Consider the following 25200-nt stretch of genomic DNA (forward strand, 5'->3'; position numbering starts at 1 on the left):
CGATTATATTACTCTTTGTACATATCTCATAAGAAAATTGTTTTATATAATCTGATATTTCTTTTGATACTAAAAGCTTTTTTCTATACTTACATACAAAAATAGTATGATACTGTAATAAATATTTGTGTCTATTCTTTGATTTCCATACTCCCATAACGCCGGTTATTGTATCACAAATATCTATTTTTTGCTACCTTAACCCACCGTCTAAAGCCGGTGGGTTAAGGTAGCATTATTTCAAGTCACCCCTCCAAAATGAAACAAAGATGTCAAAAGTGCCATATTATGGTATTATCACATATGGCACTCTTATCCTTATAGTTTCACCAAAATTTTATAACTCAGTAAAACATTATATTTTATTTCTCATTCAACTCATCATATATCTGTCTCAGCTCTTCACATGACTCTGCAAACTTTGCTTTTTCCTCGTCTGTGAGTGATATCTCAAGTATCCTCTGTATACCTGAGCTGTTTACTACACATGGTACACCTACAAAAACATCGTTCTGCCCATACTCACCACGCAAATTTGCAGATACTGTTATGACCGAGTTTTCATTTCCTAAGATTGCCTTTGTGATCCTTGTAAGGCTCATTCCTATACCGTAATAGGTTGCCCTCTTCGCCTCAATTATCTTATAGGCGGCTGTTCTTACTTCTTCCTCGATATGGCTTAACTCTTCCATCTTCAGCTTTCCCTTTGACTCGGCAATAATGTCATCAATAGGCTTGGTTGCAAGTAGGGCATTTGACCATGGCACGAACTCAGAGTCTCCATGCTCACCGATAACATAGGCATGTACACTTCTCGGGTCGGCCTGTATATAAGAGCCTAAAAGGTATTTTAATCTGGCTGAATCAAGTGCCGTACCTGAGCCTATGACTCTTCTTGGATTGAAGCCTGAAAGCTTATATGTTATTTCAGTCATTATATCTACAGGATTTGTAGCTACCAAAAAGATACCGTTGAAGCCGCTCTCTGTTATCGGATCTATAATGGATTTGAAGACTTCCATATTTCTCTTTAGAAGATCTCTTCTGCTTTCACCCGGAGCCTGAGCCACACCTGCACAGATAACTACAATATCCGCACTGTTACAGTCATTGTAGTCTCCTGCCCATATTCTCATATGTGAGCCTGAGAATGCAAGCCCGTGATTTAAGTCCATTGCTTCACCCTCGGCTCTCAATCTGTTGACATCTATAAGAACAAGCTCATCCACTGTATTTTGGTTCAGCATAGCATAAGCATAACTCATACCTACCATACCGCATCCTACAAGTACGACTTTTCTTTTATCACTTCTCATAATTTGCTCCTTTCGCAATTCTCTGTCTGACTATTTCATAGGCCAATACCCCACAGGCAACTGATGCATTAAGTGAATCTATATTGCCCTTCATCGGTATAGAAGCTATGAAATCACAATTCTTCTTTACGCTTTCGCTTACTCCGTCCCCCTCGTTTCCTATGATGAGGCCTATACTGCCTGTCAAGTCTATATTATACATCTTTTCGCCACCCATGTCAGCACATACAAACCACATTCCTGCATCTTTCAGTTCTTTCATGGTCTTATTGATATTGGTTACCTTGGCCACAGGTGTATAATTAATTGCTCCTGCGGATGCTCTGGCAACTGCCGCTGTAAGACCTACCGCTCTGTGCTTCGGAATTATTACACCATGTGCACCGCAAAGGTTTGCAGTTCTTATTATAGCACCCAAATTGTGAGGATCCTCTATACCGTCCAAAATAAATACAAAAGGAGGCTCATCATTTTGCCTTGCCTTTTCCAAAATATCTTCCACACTTGCATACTCATATGCTGCAACTATCGCAATCACTCCCTGATGATTTCCTGTTTCGCTCATGCCGTCAAGTCTGTCCTTACTCACAAAGTTCACATATGTGCCATGTTTTTTCGCTTCACGAAGAATAGTGGAAATAGCGTAATCCTTCAGTCCGTCCCTTATATAAAGCTTATCAACAGTTTTACCGCTTCTAAAAGCCTCTATTACTACATTTCTACCCTCAACGGCATTCTCATTCATATTTTTACTCCAATATCATTTTTATTCAAATACAGATCAACTCCAAGCTTTATAAGTTCCAATGCTCTGTCACATCTGTTATCCAGATATAAAAATCCGATCAGTGCTTCAAAACCTGTGGCATACTTGTAATCAGTCATACTTGCATTCTTTGCCATAGTGTGAGGTGATGAGTTTCTGCCTCTCTTAAATACAGTATACTCTTTATCACTTAAGCTGTCACTTATCAGCTTTATAATCTCCGACTGTGCGGAAGCTTTTACCAAAGATGTTGCATCCCTGTTCAACTTATTTACAGGTCTGTTACCCATAGAAACCAATATACTTCTTATAATCAGCTCATATACCGCATCACCTATATATGCAAGTACAAGTGGTGAAAACTCTGTGGCTTCTTTTCTTTCTATATTAAAGGGCTTTAGAAGATAATCTAAGATCTCTTCCATTTTACTCCCTCTCTGGTATCCTCAAGCACAATTCCTTTTTCAAGGAGGTCATTTCTTATCTTATCTGCAAGTGCAAAGTCTTTATTCTTTCTTGCCTGTGTCCTCCTTGCTATCAAATCTTCTATCTCACTGTCAAGGATTTCCGTCTTTCTTTCTGTGATAATTCCAAGAACATCACAAAGCGGCTCTATCACATTTAAAAGTCCCTTTGCATACTCCACAGTTGAATTCTCATTCAATGTAGTATTTGAAAGCTTTACAAGTTCAAATATCGCACTTACAGCATCTGCCGTATTGAAATCATCATCCATTGCATCTGCAAACTTATCCTTAAGCACTTTAGCTATCTCAAGATTTGAAAGTTCCGCATCGGTAATCGGAGCTGTATTATTTCTTGCTATAACAGTCTTTATATTGTCCATACCTGTAAGTATTCTCTCAAGACTGTTCTTGGCAGCTTCCATAAGTTCTGCCGAAAAATTCAGAGGGCTTCTGTAGTGAGCGGATAACATAAAAAATCTAAGTACCTGTAAGTCGTACTTTTCACTTATATCTCTTACTGTAAAGAAGTTCCCTGCCGATTTGCTCATCTTCTTGTTGTCAATATTTAAAAATGCATTGTGCATCCAGTAATTTGCAAAACTTTTACCGCTTGCCGACTCCGACTGTGCTATCTCGTTTTCATGATGTGGGAATATAAGATCCTCACCGCCACCATGTATATCTATCTGTTCTCCAAGATATTTTTTGCTCATTACAGAACATTCTATATGCCAACCCGGTCTGCCCTTTGACCATGGTGACTCCCAATATGGTTCTCCTTCCTTCTTCGGCTTCCAAAGTACAAAGTCATTACTGTCTTCCTTGCCGTCTTCTCCGGTTACCTTGATTTCTCTAAAGCCTGATTGAAGTTCATCTATATTCTTATGTGAAAGTTTTCCATAGTCCTTAAAACTCTTTACCCTAAAGTATACCGTACCGTCCTTTGCCACATAGGCATGGCCGCTCTTTATAAGCTTTCCTATCATATCTTCCATACCCTCTATCTCCTGTGTGGCAAGCGGATTTTTGGTAGCGGGAAGCACATTCATAGCAGCCATATCTTTCTTACATTCATTTATATACCTCTGTGAAATTACAGCAGCATCTACACCCTCTTCTATCGCCTTATTGATTATCTTATCATCTACATCAGTGAAGTTTGATACATAGTTTACTTCATAACCTCTGTACTCAAAATATCTTCTTACCGTATCAAAAAAAATCATCGGTCTGGCATTTCCGATATGAATCAAATTGTAGACTGTAGGCCCGCAGACATACATTCTGACCTTTCCTTCTTCTATAGGTACGAATTCTTCTTTTCTCCTGGACAGTGTATTAAAAATTTTCATAAATTTCCTTTTTATATTTTATTTTGGCAGCCTCCACAACTTTTACAATCTCTTACGGTCGGATTTACATAAAATGCATCTCTGACCGAATTCAAAAGACAAACGCTATGTGCCGCAATGCCACTTTCATCTCCTGTAAAACCAAGTCCCTCTTCTGTGGTCGCCTTTATATTAAGCTGGTTAGATGAAATGTTCAAAGTATCACATATCACCTCTTTCATTCTTTCAATATATGGTGCAAGTTTCGGTTTTTGGGCAATAACTGTAGCATCTATATTTTCTATTATATAATTGTTCTCGTCAAGTATATCAGCAACTTTTTTCAAAAGTTCTACACTGCTTATCCCCTTATATCTTTTATCACTATCCGGGAAGTGCTTTCCTATATCTCCCAATGCGGCTGCACCAAGCAAACTGTCCATTATTGCATGTAACAGTACATCCGCATCAGAATGTCCGAGTAATCCCAGACTATGCTCTATCTCTACACCGCCTATTATCAATTTTCTTTTCTCTGCGAGCTTATGTACATCATATCCATGTCCTATTCTCATATTTACCTTTCATATAAAAAACAGGCAAGTCAATGACCTGCCTGTTTAATACCGGACAAGCCGGTCTGTATTGTAATACCAAAATATATTTATGCTATCTTTTCGATATCCTTCATGTGGTTATTTAAAAATGCCTCAAACTCTTTATTTTCACCGTTATATCTTACAGTCAGTACATGTCTGAAATCCATGCACATAACTCCCAAAATAGATTTTGCGTCGACAACTATACTGTTAGCGTACAAATCCACATCAAAATCACAGTGAGTAGCAACTTTTACAAAGTTCTTAGCATCCTCAACGGACTGAAGGCGAATTTTTCTTTCTTTCATATCAACACCTCTTATAAAACATGTAACCCGGACCATCCGGGTCACGTTTCAATATTAAAGCACTAAGCTTAACATTTGTCAAGTATGATATGATAATTTTTTTATTATTTTTCACCAAGTCCCGACTCAATAGCCTCAACCAGTGTCTTCATTGCCTCTTCTTCATCTTCGCCTTCAACTATCAAGTTTACTTCCGTGCCTGACTTGATACCTGCCGCCATGACATTAAGCACACTCTTTGCAACTATTCTCTTCTCGCCATACTCTATAACAATATCTGACTTGAACTTCATTGCAGTCTGTGACAAAACTCCCGCAGGACGAAGGTGCAAACCTGAAGGATTTTTAATAGTAATTTTTCTACTTAACATAAGACTCTTCCTTTCATAACTCCGGATCAATTGATCAAGATAACGATTACCGCCTTATTATAAAGCAAAGTATATCAATCGTCAAATAGTATTACCGGGATATTGTCGGATATAATAATAAATTGCTATGCTCTATTGAGATAAATGCAAGCATTGCAAGATTATGTATTGTATCACTGACCTCATAGCTTTTTTCCTTTTCCCAATGCGGTTTCCAACTCATGACATAATCATATACATCTTTATCACTAATCTTACTTTTAGCATCACTTAATTTATCATAAGAAAATAAAACTGTAGACATAATTTCAGCTTGTTCAGTACTTTTAACCCTACCGAATAAATCTACTGTCTTTTTCATTGCATTCCATTCTTTATCAGAAAAGTCATCTTTATCTACTAATATTTCGTCTGCTACTTTTAATAATACCATTCTTCCACATACCCGTTCTGTAATAAGATTTGAATTCGCTAAACGTATAATGGAATTCTTAGCATCAACAGAATACGGTCCATAGCTCCCTTTAGTAAACTTAAAGCCTGTATTTACACCATTTCTGGTAATAACATAACATATCTTTTGATATATTGTCCTGCCAACTTTTAACGAATATCTATTGCTGTTAATTTCTTTAATTGCCTCCAAAATCAAAAACCATTTGTGATTTATCTTTAAATTACTTACTCCTGTAAAATCTTCTTCCACTACTCTCTGTGATAAAAAATCTTTGATAGTTTCATTTCTGTTTATTCCAAATGGTGCATATATTTCTATTTCTATTGGCAGATTTTTCAGCTTATGATACATTATAGGTCCTACCACATCCCAGTCAAGACCTCCATTTCCGCACCCCAAAGGTGGAAAAGCTATACTGCTGATATTTAATCTATTATAGTTTTGTACAAACCAGTCAAGTCCGTCTACAATATAGGACAATTTAGAAGGTGATCTCCAATGCTCCTTTGTCGGAAAATTAAGAATTTTTATACCGGATTTCTCTTCAAAAACATAAGGTTTTCCGGTTCGAACTTGCCCTAAGTTACATCTTTTTACATAATCTGAAAACATATCAGGATATCTCTTTTTAAATTCTTTTGCAATACCTTTTCCCATAACTCCAACACAGTTTACAGTATTAACTATAACCGAGCATTTACTTTCAAATATATCTCCAATCTTTACTTCCATGCATATCTCCTAAAAAAATATCTTTGGTTCTATAAATATATTTTTATCAAATCCGTTCAACCTCAATCTATCAGCCGCAGCATCATTTACAACCGCGGCAAAAACAACATAATCATATGAAATGCCGTACGGTACCAAGACCTCGGCACACTTTATTGATTTTCTCCTACATTGTTCAAAGTAATTATCATCTGTCCAGTATCTTGCATAGACTAATTTAAAATCTATATTTTCTAATCCATATTTCGCTTCATAAAAAGCTGCATAACTGCTCGACGCATTTCTGTCTGATAACACAACTCCGTTAAAATCCAATATCACTCGATCGAACTTTAATATACATATTTCTTCGTTTTGTGATTTTCTTTTAAACAACATTGGATTTCGTGGATCAAAATAAAGATTTGCATATTGATGCAGTTTCAATCCATTTGGAATTATAATATTATCTCTACGAGCCTGTACTTCATCCATAGCAATAGACTTGTGTTTTATAGAAACCGCTCTTTCATTCGATAACAACCCTCTTCTAATAATAGACGGAATATTATCAATAGCCTGAATATTATAAATCCCCGTTTGTCCTGTAATTTCAGTAAACCTCTCTGAAGCCTTCATTCTCTTCACCTCAATTATATCACAGCTTATTATATTAGTCGAACATTTGTTTTTTCTCTTCCTTTTGCTCTTTCTATTGACTCCCTCTTTGAAAATGAACAACCGCAGTAGTCCTGTCTGTAGAGATTATGCTCTTTTGAAAGGTCAACTGAACGCTTATAACCGTTTTTCTTTTTAAAATCACTTGGCAGATAGCGTACATTGTACTCCTTTGCCACTTCCTCGCCTATCTCGCAGAGCTTGTTTGCATTTTTCATAGGTGAAATGGTAAGTGATGTGGTAAAATAGTCAAATCCGTAGTCGGCTGCCGCCTTAGCCGCCTCATGTAGCCTTAATTCAAAGCAGATATCACATCTTTTACCGCCTTCTTTTTCATTTTCATAGCCCTTTATCCTACTGTAAAAAATATTCGGGTCATAATCTCCTTCGATAAACTTTACTTCATTTTCAAAGTTCATCTCCTCTATAAGTCTCTTTGCTTCCTCTACTCTATGCCTGTATTCGATATTATCGTCAATATTCGGATTATAAAAAAATACAGTCAAATCAAAATATTTTTCCAAATATTCCATACAATATGATGAGCAAGGTCCACAGCAGGCATGCAGAAGAAGCCTCGGGCGATGACCCAAAGCTTCTTCTTTCTTTATAATATCTTCCAATTCTTTTTGTAAATTTCTCTTTATCATGCCAAAAAGTCCCTGATTCTCTTTGATCTGACAGGATTTCTAAGCTTTCTAAGTGCCTTAGCCTCAATCTGTCTGATTCTCTCCCTTGTAACCTTAAACTCCTTACCTACTTCCTCCAAGGTTCTTGGATGTCCGTCTTCAAGACCGAACCTAAGCACAATAACCTGTCTCTCTCTTTCCTTCAGATCTCCAAGTAATGTATCTATATGCTCTCTAAGCATTACCGATTCGACATTGCCCTCAGGTGTCAAAACATTGGAATCTGCCACAAAATCCCCAAGATTTGAGTCGTCCTCTTCACCGATAGGAGTCTCAAGGGAAGCAGGCTCCCTGGCTATCTGCATTATCTCCATTACCTTTTCTTCAGTCATATCAAGTGCATTTGCAAGTTCAGTCACACTCGGCTCATACCCAAGCTCAAGTGTAAGCTTTCTTTGCATCTTGCTCATCTTGTTTATAGTCTCTACCATATGTACAGGCACTCTGATTGTCCTTGCCTGGTCAGCCAAAGCCCTTGTAACAGACTGCCTAATCCACCATGTAGCATAGGTTGAAAGCTTAAATCCCTTAGTATAGTCAAACTTTTCCACACCCTTTATAAGACCCAGATTGCCCTCCTGTACAAGGTCTAAAAAGCTCATTCCTCTTCCTGTATATCTTTTGGCAATACTTACCACAAGACGAAGGTTCGCCTCTATAAGACGTTGCTTGGCATACTCATCACCATCCTGCTTTCTCTTTGCAAGCTCAAGCTCTTCATTGGCTGTCAAAAGAGGTACAGTACCAATCTCTTTAAGGTACATTCTTACAGGATCTTCAGTACCTACACCCTCTAAAAGATCTATGGCACTGAGGTCGATATCTTCCTCCGAATCCTTATCAAACTCATCTTCATCATCTAACAGTAATGAGTCCTCATCCGTGATATTGTCTATATTATCAATGTCAATATTCAAATCATCCGAGCTGTTTTCATTGATCTCTATTCCCTTATTCTCAAGATAAGAATATATCTGCTCTATGCTGTCAGAGTTCAACTCAATGCCGGCAAAGAAGTCGTTTATCTCACCGATATTAAGTTTCATATCTGAAGCTATGCCCTTATTTACAAGGTCTTCCAGTTTTTGCAAAAACTCCTGCGGTGACATCTTTTTCTTATTTGCACTTTCCATGCTTTTTGATGCCTTATTTTCTGTAGTATTTCGGTTTTCTTTAGCCACTAAGATCATCCCTTCACAAATAGTTGCCGATAATTGACATATCTATTTTTTTATTTTAGTTACAAATCACAATGACTTGTAAAGCTTAAAGAGGCAAAAACCTAAGTTCTTCCCCCTTTTTTTTGCAGCCGTCCATAATATAAAGGTATACAAATACCATTGTATTTTTACTTGTCATCTGCACTGACATTATAATGCTTTTAATACAGTTTTTCAAGTGATTTTTCTCTTATCTGAACCTGTCCTGCCTTGATAAATAAAACCTTTTATCGTCTTCCTTCTTATTTAATGTAGTGACGGTATCCTCCAAAATGGCACTCTTTATCACACTGTCAATATTTATATACTCACTGTATACCAAGTCAAGCACAAGCAGCATCGGAAACTGCGGTGAAATCAGATTTCCGTTTTCCAGATATTCAAGTGATGAAACCACTACTACCTCATCACAGAACTCATGTAATGCCTGACTGTCTGCTGATGTGAAAAATATGGTTTTTTTGCCTCTGTCATGTGCCGACCTTAAAAGAAAGAGGATATCCTCAGTCTTTCCGCTGATACTGAATGCTACTACGGTATCACCATCCTTTAGAAATACAGACTGCATTCTTATTCTGTCGGAGTCTGTAAGAGAATCTATATCAAGTCCGACTCTTACAAATCTGCTCTCCATCTCACTTGCGGCATATCCTGAACTGCCTTTTCCAACTGCAATTACCTTTTTGGAGTTTACAAGCATTCTTACAACTCTTTGTATCTGATCATTGTCAATAATAGAATAAGCCTTGTTCAACAAATCCTGATATGTATTAAATACATTCTGTGTAATCATATTGGCATTCGGTTTTTTTACTCTCACACTGTCTAAGAATGCAAATATAAATTCTCTAAACCCTACAAAGCCACACTTTTTTGCAAATCTTGATATGGATGCCTGTGAAACATAAAGTTTCTCCGCCACATTTTGAATGCTTATATCCATACCGGGATCACATTGTAAAAAATAATCTGCTATCTTCTTTTCTGTAGCTGTAAATAGTGTGTATTTTGATTCTATTATAGGAATCACCGATTTTTCGTATATCATTTCCCCTCTTTTCTATTATGCCCGGCCCTTCACAGCACCCGGAGTAATACCCTTTGTAAAATACTTTTGCAGTGCAATAAACACTATAAGTATAGGTGCTACCGCCGGTGCGGCTTCTGCCATTATAAGTCCGAAATCTGTCAAGTTTTCTGCTTGTAGTTTAGCAATACCAAGAGAAATTGTCAAATCGGAAGTGAAGCTTAACATAATAAGTTGTATGAAATAATCATTCCAACTGCTAATAAATGTAAATATTGCCACCTTATGTCAAAAGCTGTATCAAAATAAAATATCCTTTAAATCCTTTCATACTTTAGAATTATAATATAAATCATATAATAATTATAATTATAACAATTTTACTGCTGCTTTATAATGTATTCTTTGCTACAACTACATTGTAAAAATAAGCACTGTCCCAGTCAAAATCAAATTCTTTTATTGCAAATGTCTTATTCTTGCTGTATCTGTTTAAAAATTTATTAAACCATATTTCCAACTCATTCCTATACCAATCTCGAACTTTTACACGATTTTCTTTTAAATGATATAGATCCGATTGCCATAGACTATTCATTTCTTTTGATACTTTATCCTGTAAAAGCGTCTGGCAAACCCAGTCAGACAGCAAAAATCCCAACTTAAAACTTTCATTTTTCAAATAAGCTTCCATATTATTTTTGTAGTCTTTATAAAATGAAGCAATTATTATATGTGCCAAAACCACTCCAATTGTATTTTGTGCAGTATTCCAACCTCCAAAAGCTGTAATATGTGGAAATAAATCAAGTTGCATCATCATTTCCATAAAACTGTTTTCACAGCCGTTACAACAACTTACTTCAGCAATTCCGACACTCTTGTCCATTGTATTCCTATAAAATTTAATATAGTTTAGGAATTCATTGATATTTATACTTGCTCTAAAAGCTGAATCAATGTCCTCTTTTTGTCTTGATGCCTCTACCTGCTTTGTACCGGACATATTAACTGCAAGCATACAATCGGAAAACTCTGCACACTCCTCAAAAATACCGCCTGCCGAATGAATCTGCCATTTTATACTTTCATTAAGTACTCTGTCTTCATACTTAGGAACTACAAAAGGTGCATTTGATGCGGAATATCTCACATATACCCTTGGTAAATAGGCTTTACTTTCACAAAAAATACGAGCCAAGATATTACATGCCACCTCATCTGTTCCCGGATATATATATACTCTATTTGAAATTCCCAATCGATCAACTTCTTTTTGCATTACCTGTGAGTCCATTGCAGACATCCCATACTCACCATTATCGTCCTTTGGAATGTTCAAAGTATCAAAAACCCCTTCTTTCACCAACAAAGCACTTTTTTTGTTGACTTCTCTATCAATATCTCTTCTTCCGAAGAAATCTGTCATGATTTCTTTAGGAATACTATTTTTTAATTTATTTTTCTCTTCCCTTTCCTTTTCGCTTATTTCTCCCCTGCTTTCCCTATCCAAAAGACATGTATATCTCCATATATCATACCCGTAAGTATCCCAATACATCGGATCTTCAAAACTGTTATTATATGCAGCTACTCTTGCAACTAAGTTAAAAGCATGTATCTTTATTCCCGGTACTCTTTCTTTTAATTCTCGGAATTTATTTATTCTTTCCATACATATATCTATTGTAAGATTATGTATTCTTGAGTTTACCAAATTTCCATATACCAAAGTATCTACAGATAAAACGGCATATTCACAGTCAACAGCATTTTGAAAAATCCATTCCCATATCTTTTGCACATCTGCACCCTGTTTTAAAAATCCCATCAACTCATATGGCGGCCTTAAAAGCTCTATATTATCTGTCAACTTTGACAAATCATATGGAAATCTATAATTACATGCCCTGTCATCAAGCGGAATATATAATACTTTCATATTTACCCCTTTAATCCTGAAGTTGAAATTCCTTCTACAAACTGTTTTTGTCCAATCAAAAAGATTATTAAAATCGGAAGCATAAACATAGTGGCAGCCGCCATAAGTGATGTCCAATTTATACTATGCTCATTCATAAATGAATACAGACCTAATGACAAAGTGTACAACTCGCTTTTATTGGCATATAATAACGGTCCTAAAAAATCCGAAAATGTATACATAAATGAAAAGATGGTAATAGTTGCAATACCGGGTTTTGTTAGCGGCAAAGCAACTAAAAAGAATCTCTGCCATGCATTACAACCGTCGATTTTTGCCGATTCTAAAAGCTCATCAGGAATTCCCAACATAAACTGCCTTAGAATAATAATATAAAGCGGATACCCGAAGAATGCCGGAATGATTAAAGGCCAAAAACTTCCGACCAGTCCAAGCTTAACCCACATCCTATATAAGGGAATCATAATTGCAGTATATGGAATCATCATTGTCGCAGTAATCAAAGTAAAAATAATATTTCTTCCAGCCCATCGTACCTTTGACAAAGAATATGCTATCATCGGTGTCACAATTACAGTTCCAAGCACATTCATACCGGTAATCCACATTGTATTTCCAAAATATCTAAGAAACGGAATTGTGTTAAATACATCAATATAATTTCCAAAATAAAGAGTATGGGGTAAAAGCCCTGTTTTAATATCAAATGCTTCTTTATATGTCTTAAAGGATGTAGTAATCATTACCAATAATGGAAAAAGAAATACAAATGCCAACATAACTATTACTATATAAAATATGATTTTTGATATCTTTTTCTTTAAAAAATCCATAGTTCCACCTTTTATGCTATTAACGATTAGTAACCCATTTCTTAGATACTTTCAGCAGTACAAAAGTTATAAAACTGACTACTAAAAATAAAATCCAAGACATAGCTGCCGCCTTGCCCATTTTCAATTCAGTAAATGCATTATAAAAAAGATAAAGCGGATACATCATCAATGAGTCTCTCGGACCTCCATTAATACCCTGTGAAATATTCCCGCTTTGTGCTCGAATAATAATGTAAACTTGAGTAAAATATTGAAATCCGTTAATCAATGCAAGTATTACTTGATATAACACCACATGAGCTATACCGGGCAAGGTTATATTAAAAAACTTTGCAGTTACTCCGGCTCCGTCAATTCCCGCCGCTTCATACAACTCTGTAGGAACGTCCTGCATTGCCGCCAAAAAAATCACCATACTTGATCCCATACCCCAAAGTGTTATCATAACTACACTTGCCATAGTCCAAGAGGGATCTCCTAACCAATTGATGGTGGAAACACCGAAAAGTTTCAAAAACCGATTTAAATAGCCATGGCTCGGATCAAATACCCATACCCATATCATTGTAGAAGCTACCACCGGCACTACAGACGGCAAAAAGAAAACAGCTCTAAAAATTGTCCTGCCTTTCCACTTTTTATTTAACATAGAAGCAATTATTAAGGCAAGAAATATTCCGACAGTTACTGAAAATAACACATATATCAAAGTGTTAGTCATGCTTTTATAAAATAACGGATCTTTAAACAAAGATTTATAATTTTCCAAACCGACAAATACCGGATCCTTTATTGCACTGAAGTCTGTAAAACTATAATATCCCGACATAAAAATCGGATATACACTAAATATTAAAAAGCCGATAATCCAAGGTAAGGCAAATAAAAATCCCTCTACATTAGTTTTCCATGGTTGTCTATTACTTTTATTCATCTTGATTCCTCAAAATCATAAAATCCCAACCTGCCGCCAATCGGTTACAGGTTGGACTTTTTACTTAACTGATTGCTTTTATTTTAAAGTACTCACTGCATCCTTCATCCTGTTTAAAGCCTGCTCTACACTGTCTCCCAATAAAACGGCCTCAACTGCATCCTTTATTGCTTTAGAATACTCCGCAGTATTCAAAGACGGAGGAAGTACTCTAAGATTATTCTTTGCCACAATCTCACTAAATATCTTCTGTGCAGGGGATGCCGAAATAATCTCCTGATCTTCCAACAGTGCTTTTGTAGACGGCAGATCTCCCTTTAATTTACAGAAAAGTTTATTTCCGTCACCCATACACATATACTTCATAAAATCCCACGCACCGTCCTTATGCTTACTTGTAGTAGGAATATATAACATAGAAGTGTCAACTGTTGACCAACCGTCACTTCCTACACTCTCTGCACCGGGAACAGGCATCACTTCAAAATTCACATTAGCTTCCTTTGCCATATTGTAAAGCCATGGTCCGTCAATACGAAATACCTGTGTTCCATTTAAAAACGGATCCTGTGGAGTGTTTAAATTTGAATTTCCTGAGGTAATAAAATTACTTAAAGCATCCTTGCCGAATTTTTTAACCTGAGATTCCATAAATTCAAGAGATTTTTTAAATCCCTCATTATCCGGTGTCAGTTTACCTGTCTGACCGAAATCAGAGCCATAAGCATATGTAAAAATATTCGGCCAATAGTTTGCAGGTACAAACGGTGAGCCAAGTTGCTTTAAAGCTCCACCGTCAAGAACAGTGGTTTCTTCACCCATTTGCATAAGTTCTTCCAATGTTTGAGGTGTCTTTGTAATTCCTGCATTATTTAACAGATCTTTATTATAATAAAGTGCAAATACATTGACACTTATAGGTAGTGAATATATACTTCCTTCATATTTTTGCTGCTCCAATGCGGCATCAACAAATGCTGTCATATCCACGCTATCCTTCTTAATGTATTCATCCAAATTCTGAGCAATATTTTCATTTGCATACTTAGGAACACTGCCTCCAAAATCATCGGTAATATCAGGACCCTGTCCTCCTGAAATAGATGTAATGATTACTTTCTGATCAGGTGTACTTGTTCCTACAACCTCGTACTTATCTTGACTTTTATTGTACTCTGCAATAATCTGCTCAATAAGTTTTGCTTCTTCACCACCCCACAAGTACCAAAAATTAACCACTTCACGCTGAGTTTGCTTAGTTCCTTCACTACCTGAAGATGAAGACGTAGTTTGTGTAGCATTTGTTCCACAAGCTGCAAGCATAGCCGCCATAGAGAAGCTTAATCCCAATGATAAAAATTTTCTCATCTAAATACCTCCATAAATTCTTATACTGCATTCAAAATTTATCATTCTCTAACGCCTTTGTAAATTCCTTTGTAATCAGCTGCGGTCTGGTGATGATTGAACCCACCACCACACTGTATGCTCCAAGCTCTATTACTCTTTTACACTTCTTTGGAGTATTGATATTTCCCTCCGCTATTACATTGTGCTTTACTTTGGCAAGAATATCTCTCAATATCTCAAAATCATTTGCCTCAATCTTTAACCCCTCACTCTCCTTTGTATAACCGACCATAGTAGTACCGATAAAGTCAAAACCTATTTCATCTGCAAAAACCGCCTCATCAACTGTCGAACAATCCGCCATAAAAATTTGATTTGGATATTTCTTTCTTACTTCACTGAAAAAATCCTTCAAACTCTTCTTTTCGGGTCGCAGTCTTTTTGTTGCATCCATTGCTATTATATCAACCCCCACCTCTATTAACGCATCAACTTCTTTCATTGTAGGTGTAATATAAACTTCACTGTCATCATAGTCTTTTTTTATAATTCCGATAATCGGCAAATCCACTTGTTTTTTTATCTCCTTGATATCAACAACTGAATTTGCTCTTATTCCGCTTGCTCCGCCCATTTTTGCCGCCAGAGCCATTCTCCCCATAATGAAGTCTGAATGTAACGGTTCATTTTCCAGTGCCTGACATGAAACAATCAGTTTTCCTTTTAGGTTTTTGATTTTCTCATTCATTTTTACTACCTCCATTTGAAAGTATTTTACCATTCTTGAAAAATAATTTCAACATATCAGGGTTATTTTGATTGCACTTTCACCATTCTTTTATTTAATGTGTTTTTTTATATATTTTTAACATGATTTTATGTATAAAATATACTAAAATTATGTGTTTAGCAAAATACCGCTAATGTAATACATTATTAAAGTTTGGCATAGCTCCGGTTCATCCCTATCTGTAATTCTCATTCATTAAATCTCTTAATTCTTCTTCCGTTTTGTAAAGCAACCCTATATTTTTCAAATTACTCTCAACAGCTTTTCCATTTTCCAATCTATAAATTATATTTTTATAAATCACTCCCTCTTTTAAAGTTCTATACAAAATATATGGTGTTTTCTCATATATGGGACATGTATAATTTTCATCCAATATACTTATATATATGTATTCCTTTATAAAATAATACTCATACACTGTCTTACCCGTCTCGCTGCAAATCACAAGTGTATATCTGAGAGTATTACCGTTTTCATCTGAATATCTTGTTATTTCTCCGTCTCTTCCGATAAGAGGCATATCGGTTACTGTTATTTCTCCTCTTAAATATTCTGCCGTAAATTTATCATAATACTCACTTACACTATTTTGTAAATTATCCATATCTATCTTCTTATTATTTATAGATGTATTTTTTCCACAGCTTGTAATCAGCACATAACTTAATAACAATATATATATTTTTTTCATATTTGCTCCTTATATTTGTCTAAAATCTTATATATTTTTTAATACACAGATTAAACGGTATAGTTACATGTAAGTATATCCTAAGTATATCCGATATTAAAATAATAAAAAAGAGATACGGCTCTCCCCATATCTCTTTATAAAAATATTTATCAAGGCAGCAAAATTTACGTCTATAGCAATCTATAATAAGAAATACTTTAATATAAATAATAATGAAAGTATATACATAAGCGGTGTAATCTTTTTTGCCTTTCCTGTGCAAAGGTTGATAATAACATATGATACTATTCCCATTGAGATTCCTTCTGAAATGCTGTAAAAGAGCGGCATTGCCACTATACAGATATAGCAGGGAATAGCCTCCGCCATATCACTGAAGTCAATATGCACAACATTTGAGAACATATAAAATCCTACCACTATAAGTGCCGGTGCTGTTGCAAATGAAGGTATTGCAAGGAAAATAGGTGATAAAAGCAATGAAAGTGCAAATAAAACCGCTGTTGTAAGAGCTGTAAGTCCTGTTCTTCCACCCTCTGCAACACCTGATGCAGACTCAACGAATGTTGTAACTGTAGTAGTACCAAGCATTGCACCTGCTGTAGTAGCTACCGCATCTGCAAGTAATGCACCTTTGATATTCGGAAGCTTGCCGTCCTTATCAAGCATACCCGCCTTTGTAGACACACCTATCAGAGTACCTATAGTGTCAAACATATCTACAAAGAGGAACGCAAACATTACTACTATAAATTCAAGTGATGCGATCTTGTCAAACTGAAGCTTAAATAATACCGGCCCGATACTCGGTATGCCGAGTCCGTTTGAAAAATCAGGCAACACACTGTAAAATCCAAGTGCCGGATTCGGTACATAAAGTCCTGAAAGCTGTGCAATAATTCCAAGTATCCATGTGGCCAGGATTCCAAGAAGGATATTTCCCTTTACTTCCTTTACAACCATAAGTGCTGTAATAATAACACCGATGATTGCAATAATTACTGTAATACCTGCATCATTGGTTGTAGCCACAGCGCCCTCAACACCATGCACCGCATTGTAACCCTTAATAGAGAACAGCTCTACAAGAGTAGCACCGCCGATAACTATCTTGGCATTTTGAAGTCCTATAAAGGCTATAAAAAGCCCTATACCTACACTCACTGCCGACTTTATGTTTCTTGGAACAGCATTAAAGATTGCCTCACGTATATTTGTAACAGAAAGTAAAATAAATATAATACCCTCTACAAATACCGCTGTAAGTGCCGTCTCCCAACTGTAGCCCATGCCCAAAACCACAGTGTATGCAAAGTATGCATTCAGTCCCATACCGGGTGCAAGTGCAAACGGGTAATTTGCAAACAATGCCATCAGTAGAGTACCTAAAAATGAAGCTATTGCCGTTGCGGTAAATATGGCTCCTCTGTCCATACCTGCCGCACTGAGGATGTTCGGATTTACTGCAAGAATATATGCCATTGTCATAAAGGTGGTAATACCTGCAATAATCTCGGTTTTCACATCCGTTCCATTTTCTTTTAGTTTAAAAAACTTTTCCATATAGTCTCCTTTTTTTTATTATACTCCGGTATTCGGCCCGGAGTTTTATTTTTAATCAGTCTTAGATTACTATTATCACTGCCGTCAAATATTTTTAAATTTACTCTGCCTCAATATCTATAAATCTGTTTTCAAAAATATCAAATACCCCCCTTGCCGTCAGTTTTATTTCAGGAATAACTGTCAAAGACATAAAAGTAAGTGACATTACAGGCTCAAGACTTTCATTCACCCCTAATTCATTTACAGCCTTTTTGTGCAGACTGAGCAGTCTTTTTGAGACCTCCTCACCGCTCAGATCACTCATAAGACCTGCTACAGGCAGTGAAAGACTTTCAAGAATCTTTCCGTCCCTTGCCAGTGCAAAGCCGCCTCCGTTTTCTCTTACCTTCTCTATAGCTGTGTACATATCATCATCATTTACACCGATACATATAATATTATGTGAATCATGTGCAACCGATGCCGCTATTGCTCCGCTCTTAATACCGTAACCCTTTATTATTCCAAGTCCCACCTTACCGGTATTATGATGTCTTTCTATCACCGCACATTTACAGGCATCTATATCCTTATCAAAGACAAAAAGTTCATTATCCCTTTTTACCTTGATTTTAGTCTTTTTTGACAATACTCCACCTGCAATCATCTCTATTGCAAAGATATTATCGGATTTAAGCCGCATTTGTAGCATTTCTTTTTTAAAATTATCTAAATGAACAGTATCGGACACCTCACTGATATCATATCTTTTTGTTTCTCTCAGATAATTGCCGTCCCTTGCCACTTCTTCACCCGAAATAAATACAAATGAAACGGAAAACTCATATAAATCATCAAATATAACAAGATCCGCTCTCTTTCCCGGAGCAATCATTCCTCTGTCCTTTAGTCCATAGCAATCACTCACATTGACTGTAGCCATTGCAACAGCCTTAACCGGTGAAATACCGGCTCTTACCAATGTCTTTAGATGGTACTCAAGATGCCCCTCTTCAAATATAGTTTTCGGTTGTCTGTCGTCAGAACACAGCAGACATCTTCTGAAGTTAAACTCATTAATCCCAGGAATCAGAGCCTTAAGATTGTGGCAGGCTGAACCCTGACGTAACTGCACATATATACCGCGACTTATCCTGTCTTCCATCTCTTTAAGTGTAGAACATTCATGGTCGGTATTTATTCCGGTGCAAACATATGCATTCAAATCTTTTCCAAATAAGTTCGGGCTATGTCCGTCTATTATCTTTTTATGATTCCTTGCTAAAAGTATCTTATCAAGTGCAATATCATCCTTTTGTATTACAGCATTAAAGTCCATAAACTCGCCAAGCCCCAAAACTTCATCTGATAAGATATCATCTTTCATATCATCAGCCGATATCACACAGCCGGAATCTTCAAGGCCGGTAGCAGGAACACAGGACGGCATCATATATTTTATATCAAGTGCAGTATTCTTTGCGGCCTTTTGCATATATAAAAAGCCCTTCAGCCCACATACATTGACTATCTCATGCGGATCCGCAATCACGGTGGTGGTACCATGAGGCACCACCATTTTCCCGAACTCTTCAGGTGTGGTATATGATGACTCTATATGAATATGTGAATCCATAAGCCCCGGAGAGATGTACTTCCCGCCTACATCTATCTCTTTTTTGCCGCTATATTCTCCAAATCCTGCTATAAGTCCGTTAACTATTGCCAAGTCCGCTTTAAATATTTTGCCGCCGCACACATCTATTATATTGCCGTTTTTTAGTACCAAATCCGCTTTTTTTCTTTTGGCGGCTACATCAATCAGTTCTTTTAGATCATCCTTCTCTATCATACCCCCTCCATGATAAAGTTTATTCGACTCCAAGTCTCTTTTTCATAGTCTTTTCAACCGCTACAAGTATATTTTCATAACCTGTACATCTGCAAAGATGTCCTGAAAGCAGTTTTCTAAGTTCTTCTTTTGAATAAAGTTTTCCGCTGTTTAGAATTTCGGTAGCCGACATTACAAATCCCGGTGTACAAAAACCGCATTGTACCGCCGCTTCATCTATAAATGCCTGCTGTAAATCTGAAATCTCTCCATTCGGTCCCATAAGACCTTCAAGTGTGAGGATATCCTTGCCCTCAGCCCATACCGCAAGGTAAATACATGAGTTGAATGCTTCACCGTCTATAAGAACATTACATGCTCCGCACTCTCCTACCTCACAGCCTTTTTTTACAGAAGTAAGTCTGTAGTCATTTCTAAGCATATCTGTAAGTGAGCTTCTTACATCTACCATTTTCTCACATTTCTTACCGTTGATGGTACAACTGACTAATTTATAACTCTGTCCTGTCATCGACCTTACCTCCTGCCTGTTTTACAGCCTTTTCACAGGCTTTTCTTGCCATAACCACGCCTATATGACATCTGAAAGCCTTACTTGCTCTCCATGAATCACGAGGATTTATATCTTCCAAAACTTTCTGTGCAAAAGCCTCTATATTCTCCTCATTGACTTCTTTACCTCTGATAAAGTTTTCAGCCGTATGTACTCTCATAGGGATAGGACCCGCTACACCGTAAGCTATTCTTACATCTTCAAAAGTCTTTTTATCAGCTGAGAGCTTTACATTCACCGAACATCCTGTAGTGGCGATATCCATAGCCTCTCTCATTGCATATTTTATATAATGACCCTTATAGCCCTCATAGGCTTTCTTCGGGATGATAATAGCTGTCTGTATCTCACCCTCTTTTAATGCTACAGTACTTGCCTTTATATAAAATTCATTTATAGGTACAACTCTTCTATAGCCCTCTCCTGCTATCTCTACAAGTGCATCCCATGCAAACAGTGTGGATGCGGAGTCCGCAGATGTTACACCGTTACATGTATTGCCTCCTATAGTTCCTATATTTCTTATCTGAGGTCCACCTATCTGGTCCACGGCCTCACCCAGTACATTTATGTATTTTTGTATAATAGGATTCTTTGTAATATGTGAGAAGCTTGTCAAAGAACCTATTCTTATATTCTCATCAGCATCAAGGCATATGCCTCTAAGCTCATCAAGCATATATATACTTACAAGCTCCTTACCGGCTCTCTTACCTTCTCTTATCTGCACCAGGACATCACTTCCTCCGGCGATAACCTGTGAGCCCGGATGTTCCTTTAAAAGTCTGCAAGCGTCCTCTACGCTTGTAGCCTCATATAAAGCTTTTATATCGTACATTTTTTCCTCCTACTTAAGTAAACCCGCTTTATTAAAATATTCATACAGTTTTTCCGGACGCATAGGTAATTCATTAACACCTACACCTGTAGCCTGCATAACAGCATTTCTTATAGCCGGTGCCACAGGACATGTAGGCGGTTCACCCAATGACTTTGTTCCAAATGGTGAAGTAGGTTCCGGATTTTCAATAAATGCCGTTTCAAGATGCGGATGGTCCATACATGTAGATAATTTATAATCCAAAAGGTTATCATTGAGCACTTTTCCTGTTTTCTTATCTACAAGCTGTATCTCGGAGAGTGCATAGCCTATACCCATACTCATACCGCCCTCAACCTGTGCCTTTGCAAGTGCGGGATTTATGAGCTTTCCGCAATCATGTACATTTATTATCTTTTTAACCTTTGCTTTACACATATCAATATCCACTTCAACCTCTGCAAAGCAGCATCCGAATGAATATGCATTTGATTTTATTTGTGCCGTAGACTCTGCTGTAATATGTCTGCTGTCACTTGGAGAATAAAGTGCTTCCGTTGCCAAATCCCTTAATGAAATAAGTTCTCTGTTATCAGTAGTTCTTATTATCATAGAATTTTTGATATCTGTAATTGAAGGCGGCATATTTGTCAAAATATATGCATAATCAAGTATCTTCTCCTTCAAAAGTGCTGCCGTCTTGGCAATGGAGAAGCCGCCTACATAGGTCTGTCTTGATGCATATGCTCCCGTTCCGAAAGGAGTAATATCCGTATCCTGATTTGAAACGATATGTACTTCATCTGTACTGATTCCAAGAATCTCAGCCGCCATCTGTGAGAATGCCGTATCCGCACCCTGACCGATTTCGGTCTCACCAAGCTGTAATGTTACAGAACCGTCCTGATTAAGTACAAGTCTTGATGATGATGACTCAAGTGATATAGGCCAAACTGCGGTATTGTACCAGAATGCAGCCATTCCTATACCTGTTCTTATTCTGCCTGTCTGATTTGAAAGCTCTTTAAGTCTGTTGTCATAGTCCATATAAGCTTTGCCTTTTTCGATACACTGTCTGAATGTATCATAGTAGTTTTCATTCTTTGAAAAACCGTCCTTATATCCCTGCGGCATAAGGTTCTTAAGTCTGAAGTCAATAGGTGCAATGCCCATTATCTTTGCAACATCCTCTGTATGAGACTCCACCGCAAACATAGCCTGCGGTATTCCGTATCCTCTCATAGCTCCCGCTACAGGTCTGTTTGTAAATACTGTATATGCATCACCCTCAACATTATCACAAGGATAAAGCTGTGGGAAAGCACCCAGTCCCTTTGCTGCAATAGAATGTCCATGTGAGGCATATGCTCCCTGATTTGAGAACATCTCAATCTTTCTTGCGGCATATGTACCGTCTTTTCTGACATGAGAGATTATATGAAACTTTATGCCATGCCTTGTTCTGTTTGCAACGAATGTTTCTTCTCTGCTACAGTCAAGTTTTACAAGATGCCCGCCTACCTTTAGTGAAAGGAATGCACAAAGCGGCTCATACAGAATATCCTGCTTGTTACCGAATCCGCCGCCTATATACGGCTTTATAACTCTTACATCTCCCCATGGAATACCTAGTGCCTGTCCTACAACTCTTCTTGCAATATGAGGAATCTGTGTGGAAGCCACTACCGTAATTCTTTTGCCCTCTGCGTAAGCGTAGCAGATAAAGTTCTCAATATGACAATGCTGTACAGGTTCTGTTTCATACCATCTGTCAACTACGGTAAGTCCTTCTTCTTTGACAGCTTCGGCATAGTTTCCTCTGCTGATACTTGTATGTTTTAAAATATTATTCGGATAGTCCTTGTGAATCTGTGGAGCACCGTCTTTCATAGCTTCCAAAACATCTGTAACTACAGGATACTCCTCATATTCCACCTTTATAGCTCTTAGAGCCTGACTTGCAGCCACCTCATTTTCAGCTATAACCGCAGCAATATCATCACCGTAAAATTTAACCTCATCTGTAAGCACAAGTCTGTCTGCAACGTCCTGATGGCTTACATCGGTAGACCATGGATGTCCTGCTGTAGGGAAGTAGTTTTTATACTCTCCCAAGTCAAAACAAGTAACAACCTTTACAACTCCCTCAATCTTCTCCGCTTCACCGGTGTCAATTGAAAGCACTCTGCCATGAGCTATTGTGGAATGCAAAATCTTTGCCACATATGCACTTGCATCACATAAATCATCGGTATACTTTGTTCTGCCTGTGACCTTGTCAAACGCATCCACTCTGACAACACTTTTTCCAACCTCCATATTCTTTCCTCTCCATTTATATAATTTATTTTATATAATCTGTTCCCCGGCTACATATTTAGCTAACAAAGAACATTCATCCGACAAATATAAAAATCTTTCAACTCTCTTTTTTATATCATCTATACCGTCATTTAATACTCTGTCATCTACAACCGACATATCAGCTTCAAATCCCTCTTCCAATGCACCTACCTTTCCAAAATAAGATCCTGCAACTCTTGTAGCCATGGCAAATACTTCCGCCAATTCCAAAGGTCTTGAATTTTTATCTATATATCTCCAATAGAGTTTTGAAAGTCCTATCGCCTCAACGGCTTGATTAAATATATTTAACGAATAGCCTGCCGCTATATCGCTTCCAAACCCCACCTTAATACCCATATCAAGAAATTTTCTGACAGGTGCTATACCTGATGAAAGACAAATATTTGACTGTGGACAATGAGCAACAAATACATCTCTTTCTTTTAACAGCTTCATTTCAGCTTCATCAGAGTATACACAATGTGCCATAACTGTAGAAAATCTGCTTTGATTTAAACAATCTCTCTTATCATAGGCATCAAGGTATCCCTTGGAATCGGGGCAAAGTTTCTTTACCCATTCCACTTCTTTAGGATTTTCAGACAAATGTGATTGAAGTCCATATTCACATCCCCGTATCTTACCAAGTTCTTTCAGAAGTTTGTCACTACAGCTCGGTATAAACCTGGGTGTGATTATGGGATATGTATTTTTATACCTGTTTTTGCAAAAGTTTAACCACTCATTTGTAACCCCGACAGACTCTTCAGTACTCTCAATAAGATTTTCGGTAGAATTTCTATCCATATTTACCTTACCTACAAAGCACCTTAATCCGCTCTTTTCAAGCATATCCATAAGTAAGATTGTTGCGTCCTTATGTAAAGTGGCAAAGATAATCGCCCTTGTAGTAAAGCTTTTTTTCAGTGAATTTACAAATCTTGTATAAGCCTTTTTTGCATAATCCATATCCTTATATTTGGCTTCCTCAGGAAATGTATATGTATTCAGCCAATCAAGCAACTCCATATCCATCCCAAGTCCTCTAAATGAAAACTGTGGGGCATGCAAATGCATATCTGTAAGCCCCGGAAAAATCAAGGCATCCTTATAGTCCACAATTTTTTCATCTTTATAAGAGCTTGGAAGCATATTTTCCGGATATATTTTAAATATAACCTTATCCTTAAGTAATATACAACTTTTTTCTCTTATTCTTATTTTACCTGTGTCGGTACAATCTATCAAATTCCCCTTAATTATCACTTTTCCCCCTAAATAAAAGTGAGGTGTCCAACATTGTGTATGGAAACACCTCACTTATCCCACAATGCCAGTGGGCTTATAGTCAATTATTATGGTAATTGGTAGAGACGCTCATCCAATTATGAGCATATATAAGTCCTATACTAAAATATTATAAGTAATCACTCTTGTCTTATAGTAAATATTAATCTCAAATCAATACTTAAGTATATAATAACATCTATGTAAATATATGTCAAACACTTTCTGTAATATTGCATAAATATATATATTTATTTATTGATATATTAAATAAATCTTCATTATATTTTATCTATATTTTCTCG

General features: G+C 36.9%; 25 protein-coding genes, 1 pseudogene and 1 riboswitch. All 26 genes and pseudogenes read right to left on the reverse strand.

Annotated features, from left to right (window positions below; genetic code table 11):
- On the reverse strand, positions 1-157 hold a 157-nt coding region (locus tag HMPREF0381_RS16100; protein WP_207635199.1), incomplete at its 3' end, for a transposase.
- Positions 158-362: 205 nt separating this feature from the next.
- A complete protein-coding gene (locus HMPREF0381_RS11325; protein ID WP_008752115.1) occupies positions 363-1316 on the reverse strand; it encodes an L-lactate dehydrogenase in 954 nt (317 codons plus the stop codon).
- Positions 1306-2061 (reverse strand): 23S rRNA (guanosine(2251)-2'-O)-methyltransferase RlmB, encoded by a 756-nt coding sequence (gene rlmB, locus HMPREF0381_RS11330; protein ID WP_008752116.1) that lies wholly within the window; start codon positions 2059-2061, stop codon positions 1306-1308. Before rlmB ends, HMPREF0381_RS11325 begins: the two co-directional genes overlap by 11 nt.
- A complete protein-coding gene (locus tag HMPREF0381_RS11335) occupies positions 2058-2507 on the reverse strand; it encodes a Mini-ribonuclease 3 (protein ID WP_008752117.1) in 450 nt (149 codons plus the stop codon). The genes rlmB and HMPREF0381_RS11335 overlap by 4 nt, the downstream gene beginning before the upstream one ends.
- Positions 2492-3901 carry a cysteine--tRNA ligase gene (gene cysS, locus HMPREF0381_RS11340; protein WP_008752118.1) on the reverse strand — a complete coding sequence of 470 codons (1410 nt, stop codon included), beginning with the start codon at positions 3899-3901 and terminating at the stop codon, positions 2492-2494. The genes HMPREF0381_RS11335 and cysS overlap by 16 nt, the downstream gene beginning before the upstream one ends.
- Positions 3902-3912: 11 nt before the next feature.
- The gene (ispF, locus tag HMPREF0381_RS11345) at positions 3913-4455 is read right to left on the reverse strand and encodes a 2-C-methyl-D-erythritol 2,4-cyclodiphosphate synthase (protein ID WP_008752119.1); all 543 of its coding nucleotides are present in this window, start codon (positions 4453-4455) and stop codon (positions 3913-3915) included.
- An 89-nt stretch (positions 4456-4544) separates the two neighbouring features.
- Complete coding sequence (locus HMPREF0381_RS11350) at positions 4545-4787, reverse strand: HPr family phosphocarrier protein (protein ID WP_040461423.1); 243 nt, start codon at positions 4785-4787, stop codon at positions 4545-4547.
- A 104-nt stretch (positions 4788-4891) separates the two neighbouring features.
- Positions 4892-5158, reverse strand: a complete 267-nt coding sequence (locus HMPREF0381_RS11355; RefSeq protein ID WP_008752121.1) for an HPr family phosphocarrier protein — start codon at positions 5156-5158, stop codon at positions 4892-4894.
- Positions 5159-5249: 91 nt separating this feature from the next.
- Positions 5250-6347 carry a type II toxin-antitoxin system antitoxin DNA ADP-ribosyl glycohydrolase DarG gene (gene darG / locus HMPREF0381_RS11360; RefSeq protein WP_008752122.1) on the reverse strand — a complete coding sequence of 366 codons (1098 nt, stop codon included), beginning with the start codon at positions 6345-6347 and terminating at the stop codon, positions 5250-5252.
- Between the two features lie 9 nt (positions 6348-6356).
- The gene (locus HMPREF0381_RS14345; RefSeq protein WP_008752123.1) at positions 6357-6965 is read right to left on the reverse strand and encodes a DUF4433 domain-containing protein; all 609 of its coding nucleotides are present in this window, start codon (positions 6963-6965) and stop codon (positions 6357-6359) included.
- A gap of 29 nt (positions 6966-6994) precedes the next feature.
- Entirely contained in the window at positions 6995-7654 is a 660-nt protein-coding gene (locus HMPREF0381_RS11370) for an epoxyqueuosine reductase QueH (RefSeq protein WP_008752124.1), read from the reverse strand.
- Positions 7651-8883 carry an RNA polymerase sigma factor RpoD gene (rpoD, locus tag HMPREF0381_RS11375; RefSeq protein WP_008752125.1) on the reverse strand — a complete coding sequence of 411 codons (1233 nt, stop codon included), beginning with the start codon at positions 8881-8883 and terminating at the stop codon, positions 7651-7653. The genes HMPREF0381_RS11370 and rpoD overlap by 4 nt, the downstream gene beginning before the upstream one ends.
- 220 nt (positions 8884-9103) lie before the next feature.
- Entirely contained in the window at positions 9104-9961 is an 858-nt protein-coding gene (locus tag HMPREF0381_RS11380) for a MurR/RpiR family transcriptional regulator (RefSeq protein ID WP_008752127.1), read from the reverse strand.
- 15 nt (positions 9962-9976) lie between these two features.
- Positions 9977-10222, reverse strand: a pseudogene (locus HMPREF0381_RS11385) (carbohydrate ABC transporter permease); the annotation flags it as partial.
- A 109-nt stretch (positions 10223-10331) separates the two neighbouring features.
- Complete coding sequence (locus tag HMPREF0381_RS11390; protein WP_008752129.1) at positions 10332-11882, reverse strand: DUF4127 family protein; 1551 nt, start codon at positions 11880-11882, stop codon at positions 10332-10334.
- Between the two features lie 2 nt (positions 11883-11884).
- Positions 11885-12718, reverse strand: a complete 834-nt coding sequence (locus HMPREF0381_RS11395) for a carbohydrate ABC transporter permease (protein ID WP_008752130.1) — start codon at positions 12716-12718, stop codon at positions 11885-11887.
- A gap of 19 nt (positions 12719-12737) precedes the next feature.
- A complete protein-coding gene (locus tag HMPREF0381_RS11400) occupies positions 12738-13655 on the reverse strand; it encodes a carbohydrate ABC transporter permease (RefSeq protein WP_008752131.1) in 918 nt (305 codons plus the stop codon).
- 78 nt (positions 13656-13733) lie between these two features.
- The gene (locus HMPREF0381_RS11405; RefSeq protein WP_040461425.1) at positions 13734-15023 is read right to left on the reverse strand and encodes an ABC transporter substrate-binding protein; all 1290 of its coding nucleotides are present in this window, start codon (positions 15021-15023) and stop codon (positions 13734-13736) included.
- A 31-nt stretch (positions 15024-15054) separates the two neighbouring features.
- Positions 15055-15753: an N-acetylmannosamine-6-phosphate 2-epimerase gene (locus tag HMPREF0381_RS11410; protein ID WP_040461426.1), complete on the reverse strand. Its 699-nt coding sequence runs from the start codon at positions 15751-15753 to the stop codon at positions 15055-15057.
- A gap of 217 nt (positions 15754-15970) precedes the next feature.
- Positions 15971-16489: a hypothetical protein gene (locus HMPREF0381_RS11415; protein WP_008752134.1), complete on the reverse strand. Its 519-nt coding sequence runs from the start codon at positions 16487-16489 to the stop codon at positions 15971-15973.
- Between the two features lie 183 nt (positions 16490-16672).
- Positions 16673-18055 (reverse strand): NCS2 family permease, encoded by a 1383-nt coding sequence (locus tag HMPREF0381_RS11420; protein ID WP_008752135.1) that lies wholly within the window; start codon positions 18053-18055, stop codon positions 16673-16675.
- A gap of 100 nt (positions 18056-18155) precedes the next feature.
- The gene (gene ade / locus HMPREF0381_RS11425) at positions 18156-19889 is read right to left on the reverse strand and encodes an adenine deaminase (protein ID WP_008752136.1); all 1734 of its coding nucleotides are present in this window, start codon (positions 19887-19889) and stop codon (positions 18156-18158) included.
- A gap of 19 nt (positions 19890-19908) precedes the next feature.
- The gene (gene xdhC, locus HMPREF0381_RS11430) at positions 19909-20400 is read right to left on the reverse strand and encodes a xanthine dehydrogenase subunit XdhC (protein ID WP_008752137.1); all 492 of its coding nucleotides are present in this window, start codon (positions 20398-20400) and stop codon (positions 19909-19911) included.
- The gene (gene xdhB / locus HMPREF0381_RS11435) at positions 20381-21280 is read right to left on the reverse strand and encodes a xanthine dehydrogenase subunit XdhB (RefSeq protein WP_008752138.1); all 900 of its coding nucleotides are present in this window, start codon (positions 21278-21280) and stop codon (positions 20381-20383) included. Before xdhB ends, xdhC begins: the two co-directional genes overlap by 20 nt.
- A 9-nt stretch (positions 21281-21289) precedes the next feature.
- On the reverse strand, positions 21290-23581 hold the full coding sequence (gene xdhA / locus HMPREF0381_RS11440; RefSeq protein WP_008752139.1) for a xanthine dehydrogenase subunit XdhA: 2292 nt from the start codon (positions 23579-23581) through the stop codon (positions 21290-21292).
- A 30-nt stretch (positions 23582-23611) separates the two neighbouring features.
- The gene (locus HMPREF0381_RS11445) at positions 23612-24874 is read right to left on the reverse strand and encodes an amidohydrolase family protein (RefSeq protein ID WP_008752140.1); all 1263 of its coding nucleotides are present in this window, start codon (positions 24872-24874) and stop codon (positions 23612-23614) included.
- Positions 24875-24933: 59 nt separating this feature from the next.
- Positions 24934-25029: riboswitch (purine riboswitch) on the reverse strand.
- Positions 25030-25200 lie beyond the last annotated feature (171 nt).

It is taken from the genome of Lachnoanaerobaculum saburreum DSM 3986, assembly GCF_000185385.1.
In the GTDB taxonomy this organism is placed as follows: Bacteria; Bacillota; Clostridia; order Lachnospirales; family Lachnospiraceae; genus Lachnoanaerobaculum; species Lachnoanaerobaculum saburreum.

What these genes read in the sequence shown, in the direction of transcription:
- rpoD (WP_008752125.1), bottom strand. Translation starts at nt 8,883, where the DNA reads ATGATCTTAGTGGCTAAAGAAAACCGAAATACTACAGAAAATAAGGCA.
- HMPREF0381_RS11405 (WP_040461425.1), bottom strand. Translation starts at nt 15,023, where the DNA reads ATGAGAAAATTTTTATCATTGGGATTAAGCTTCTCTATGGCGGCTATG.
- HMPREF0381_RS11410 (WP_040461426.1), bottom strand. Translation starts at nt 15,753, where the DNA reads ATGAATGAGAAAATCAAAAACCTAAAAGGAAAACTGATTGTTTCATGT.
- HMPREF0381_RS11370 (WP_008752124.1), bottom strand. Translation starts at nt 7,654, where the DNA reads ATGATAAAGAGAAATTTACAAAAAGAATTGGAAGATATTATAAAGAAA.
- HMPREF0381_RS11350 (WP_040461423.1), bottom strand. Translation starts at nt 4,787, where the DNA reads ATGAAAGAAAGAAAAATTCGCCTTCAGTCCGTTGAGGATGCTAAGAAC.
- HMPREF0381_RS11380 (WP_008752127.1), bottom strand. Translation starts at nt 9,961, where the DNA reads ATGATATACGAAAAATCGGTGATTCCTATAATAGAATCAAAATACACA.
- HMPREF0381_RS11400 (WP_008752131.1), bottom strand. Translation starts at nt 13,655, where the DNA reads ATGAATAAAAGTAATAGACAACCATGGAAAACTAATGTAGAGGGATTT.
- HMPREF0381_RS11355 (WP_008752121.1), bottom strand. Translation starts at nt 5,158, where the DNA reads ATGTTAAGTAGAAAAATTACTATTAAAAATCCTTCAGGTTTGCACCTT.
- ade (WP_008752136.1), bottom strand. Translation starts at nt 19,889, where the DNA reads ATGATAGAGAAGGATGATCTAAAAGAACTGATTGATGTAGCCGCCAAA.
- rlmB (WP_008752116.1), bottom strand. Translation starts at nt 2,061, where the DNA reads ATGAATGAGAATGCCGTTGAGGGTAGAAATGTAGTAATAGAGGCTTTT.
- xdhB (WP_008752138.1), bottom strand. Translation starts at nt 21,280, where the DNA reads ATGTACGATATAAAAGCTTTATATGAGGCTACAAGCGTAGAGGACGCT.
- ispF (WP_008752119.1), bottom strand. Translation starts at nt 4,455, where the DNA reads ATGAGAATAGGACATGGATATGATGTACATAAGCTCGCAGAGAAAAGA.
- xdhA (WP_008752139.1), bottom strand. Translation starts at nt 23,581, where the DNA reads ATGGAGGTTGGAAAAAGTGTTGTCAGAGTGGATGCGTTTGACAAGGTC.
- cysS (WP_008752118.1), bottom strand. Translation starts at nt 3,901, where the DNA reads ATGAAAATTTTTAATACACTGTCCAGGAGAAAAGAAGAATTCGTACCT.
- HMPREF0381_RS11335 (WP_008752117.1), bottom strand. Translation starts at nt 2,507, where the DNA reads ATGGAAGAGATCTTAGATTATCTTCTAAAGCCCTTTAATATAGAAAGA.
- HMPREF0381_RS11395 (WP_008752130.1), bottom strand. Translation starts at nt 12,718, where the DNA reads ATGGATTTTTTAAAGAAAAAGATATCAAAAATCATATTTTATATAGTA.
- HMPREF0381_RS14345 (WP_008752123.1), bottom strand. Translation starts at nt 6,965, where the DNA reads ATGAAGGCTTCAGAGAGGTTTACTGAAATTACAGGACAAACGGGGATT.
- HMPREF0381_RS11325 (WP_008752115.1), bottom strand. Translation starts at nt 1,316, where the DNA reads ATGAGAAGTGATAAAAGAAAAGTCGTACTTGTAGGATGCGGTATGGTA.
- HMPREF0381_RS11420 (WP_008752135.1), bottom strand. Translation starts at nt 18,055, where the DNA reads ATGGAAAAGTTTTTTAAACTAAAAGAAAATGGAACGGATGTGAAAACC.
- HMPREF0381_RS11415 (WP_008752134.1), bottom strand. Translation starts at nt 16,489, where the DNA reads ATGAAAAAAATATATATATTGTTATTAAGTTATGTGCTGATTACAAGC.
- darG (WP_008752122.1), bottom strand. Translation starts at nt 6,347, where the DNA reads ATGGAAGTAAAGATTGGAGATATATTTGAAAGTAAATGCTCGGTTATA.
- xdhC (WP_008752137.1), bottom strand. Translation starts at nt 20,400, where the DNA reads ATGACAGGACAGAGTTATAAATTAGTCAGTTGTACCATCAACGGTAAG.
- HMPREF0381_RS11390 (WP_008752129.1), bottom strand. Translation starts at nt 11,882, where the DNA reads ATGAAAGTATTATATATTCCGCTTGATGACAGGGCATGTAATTATAGA.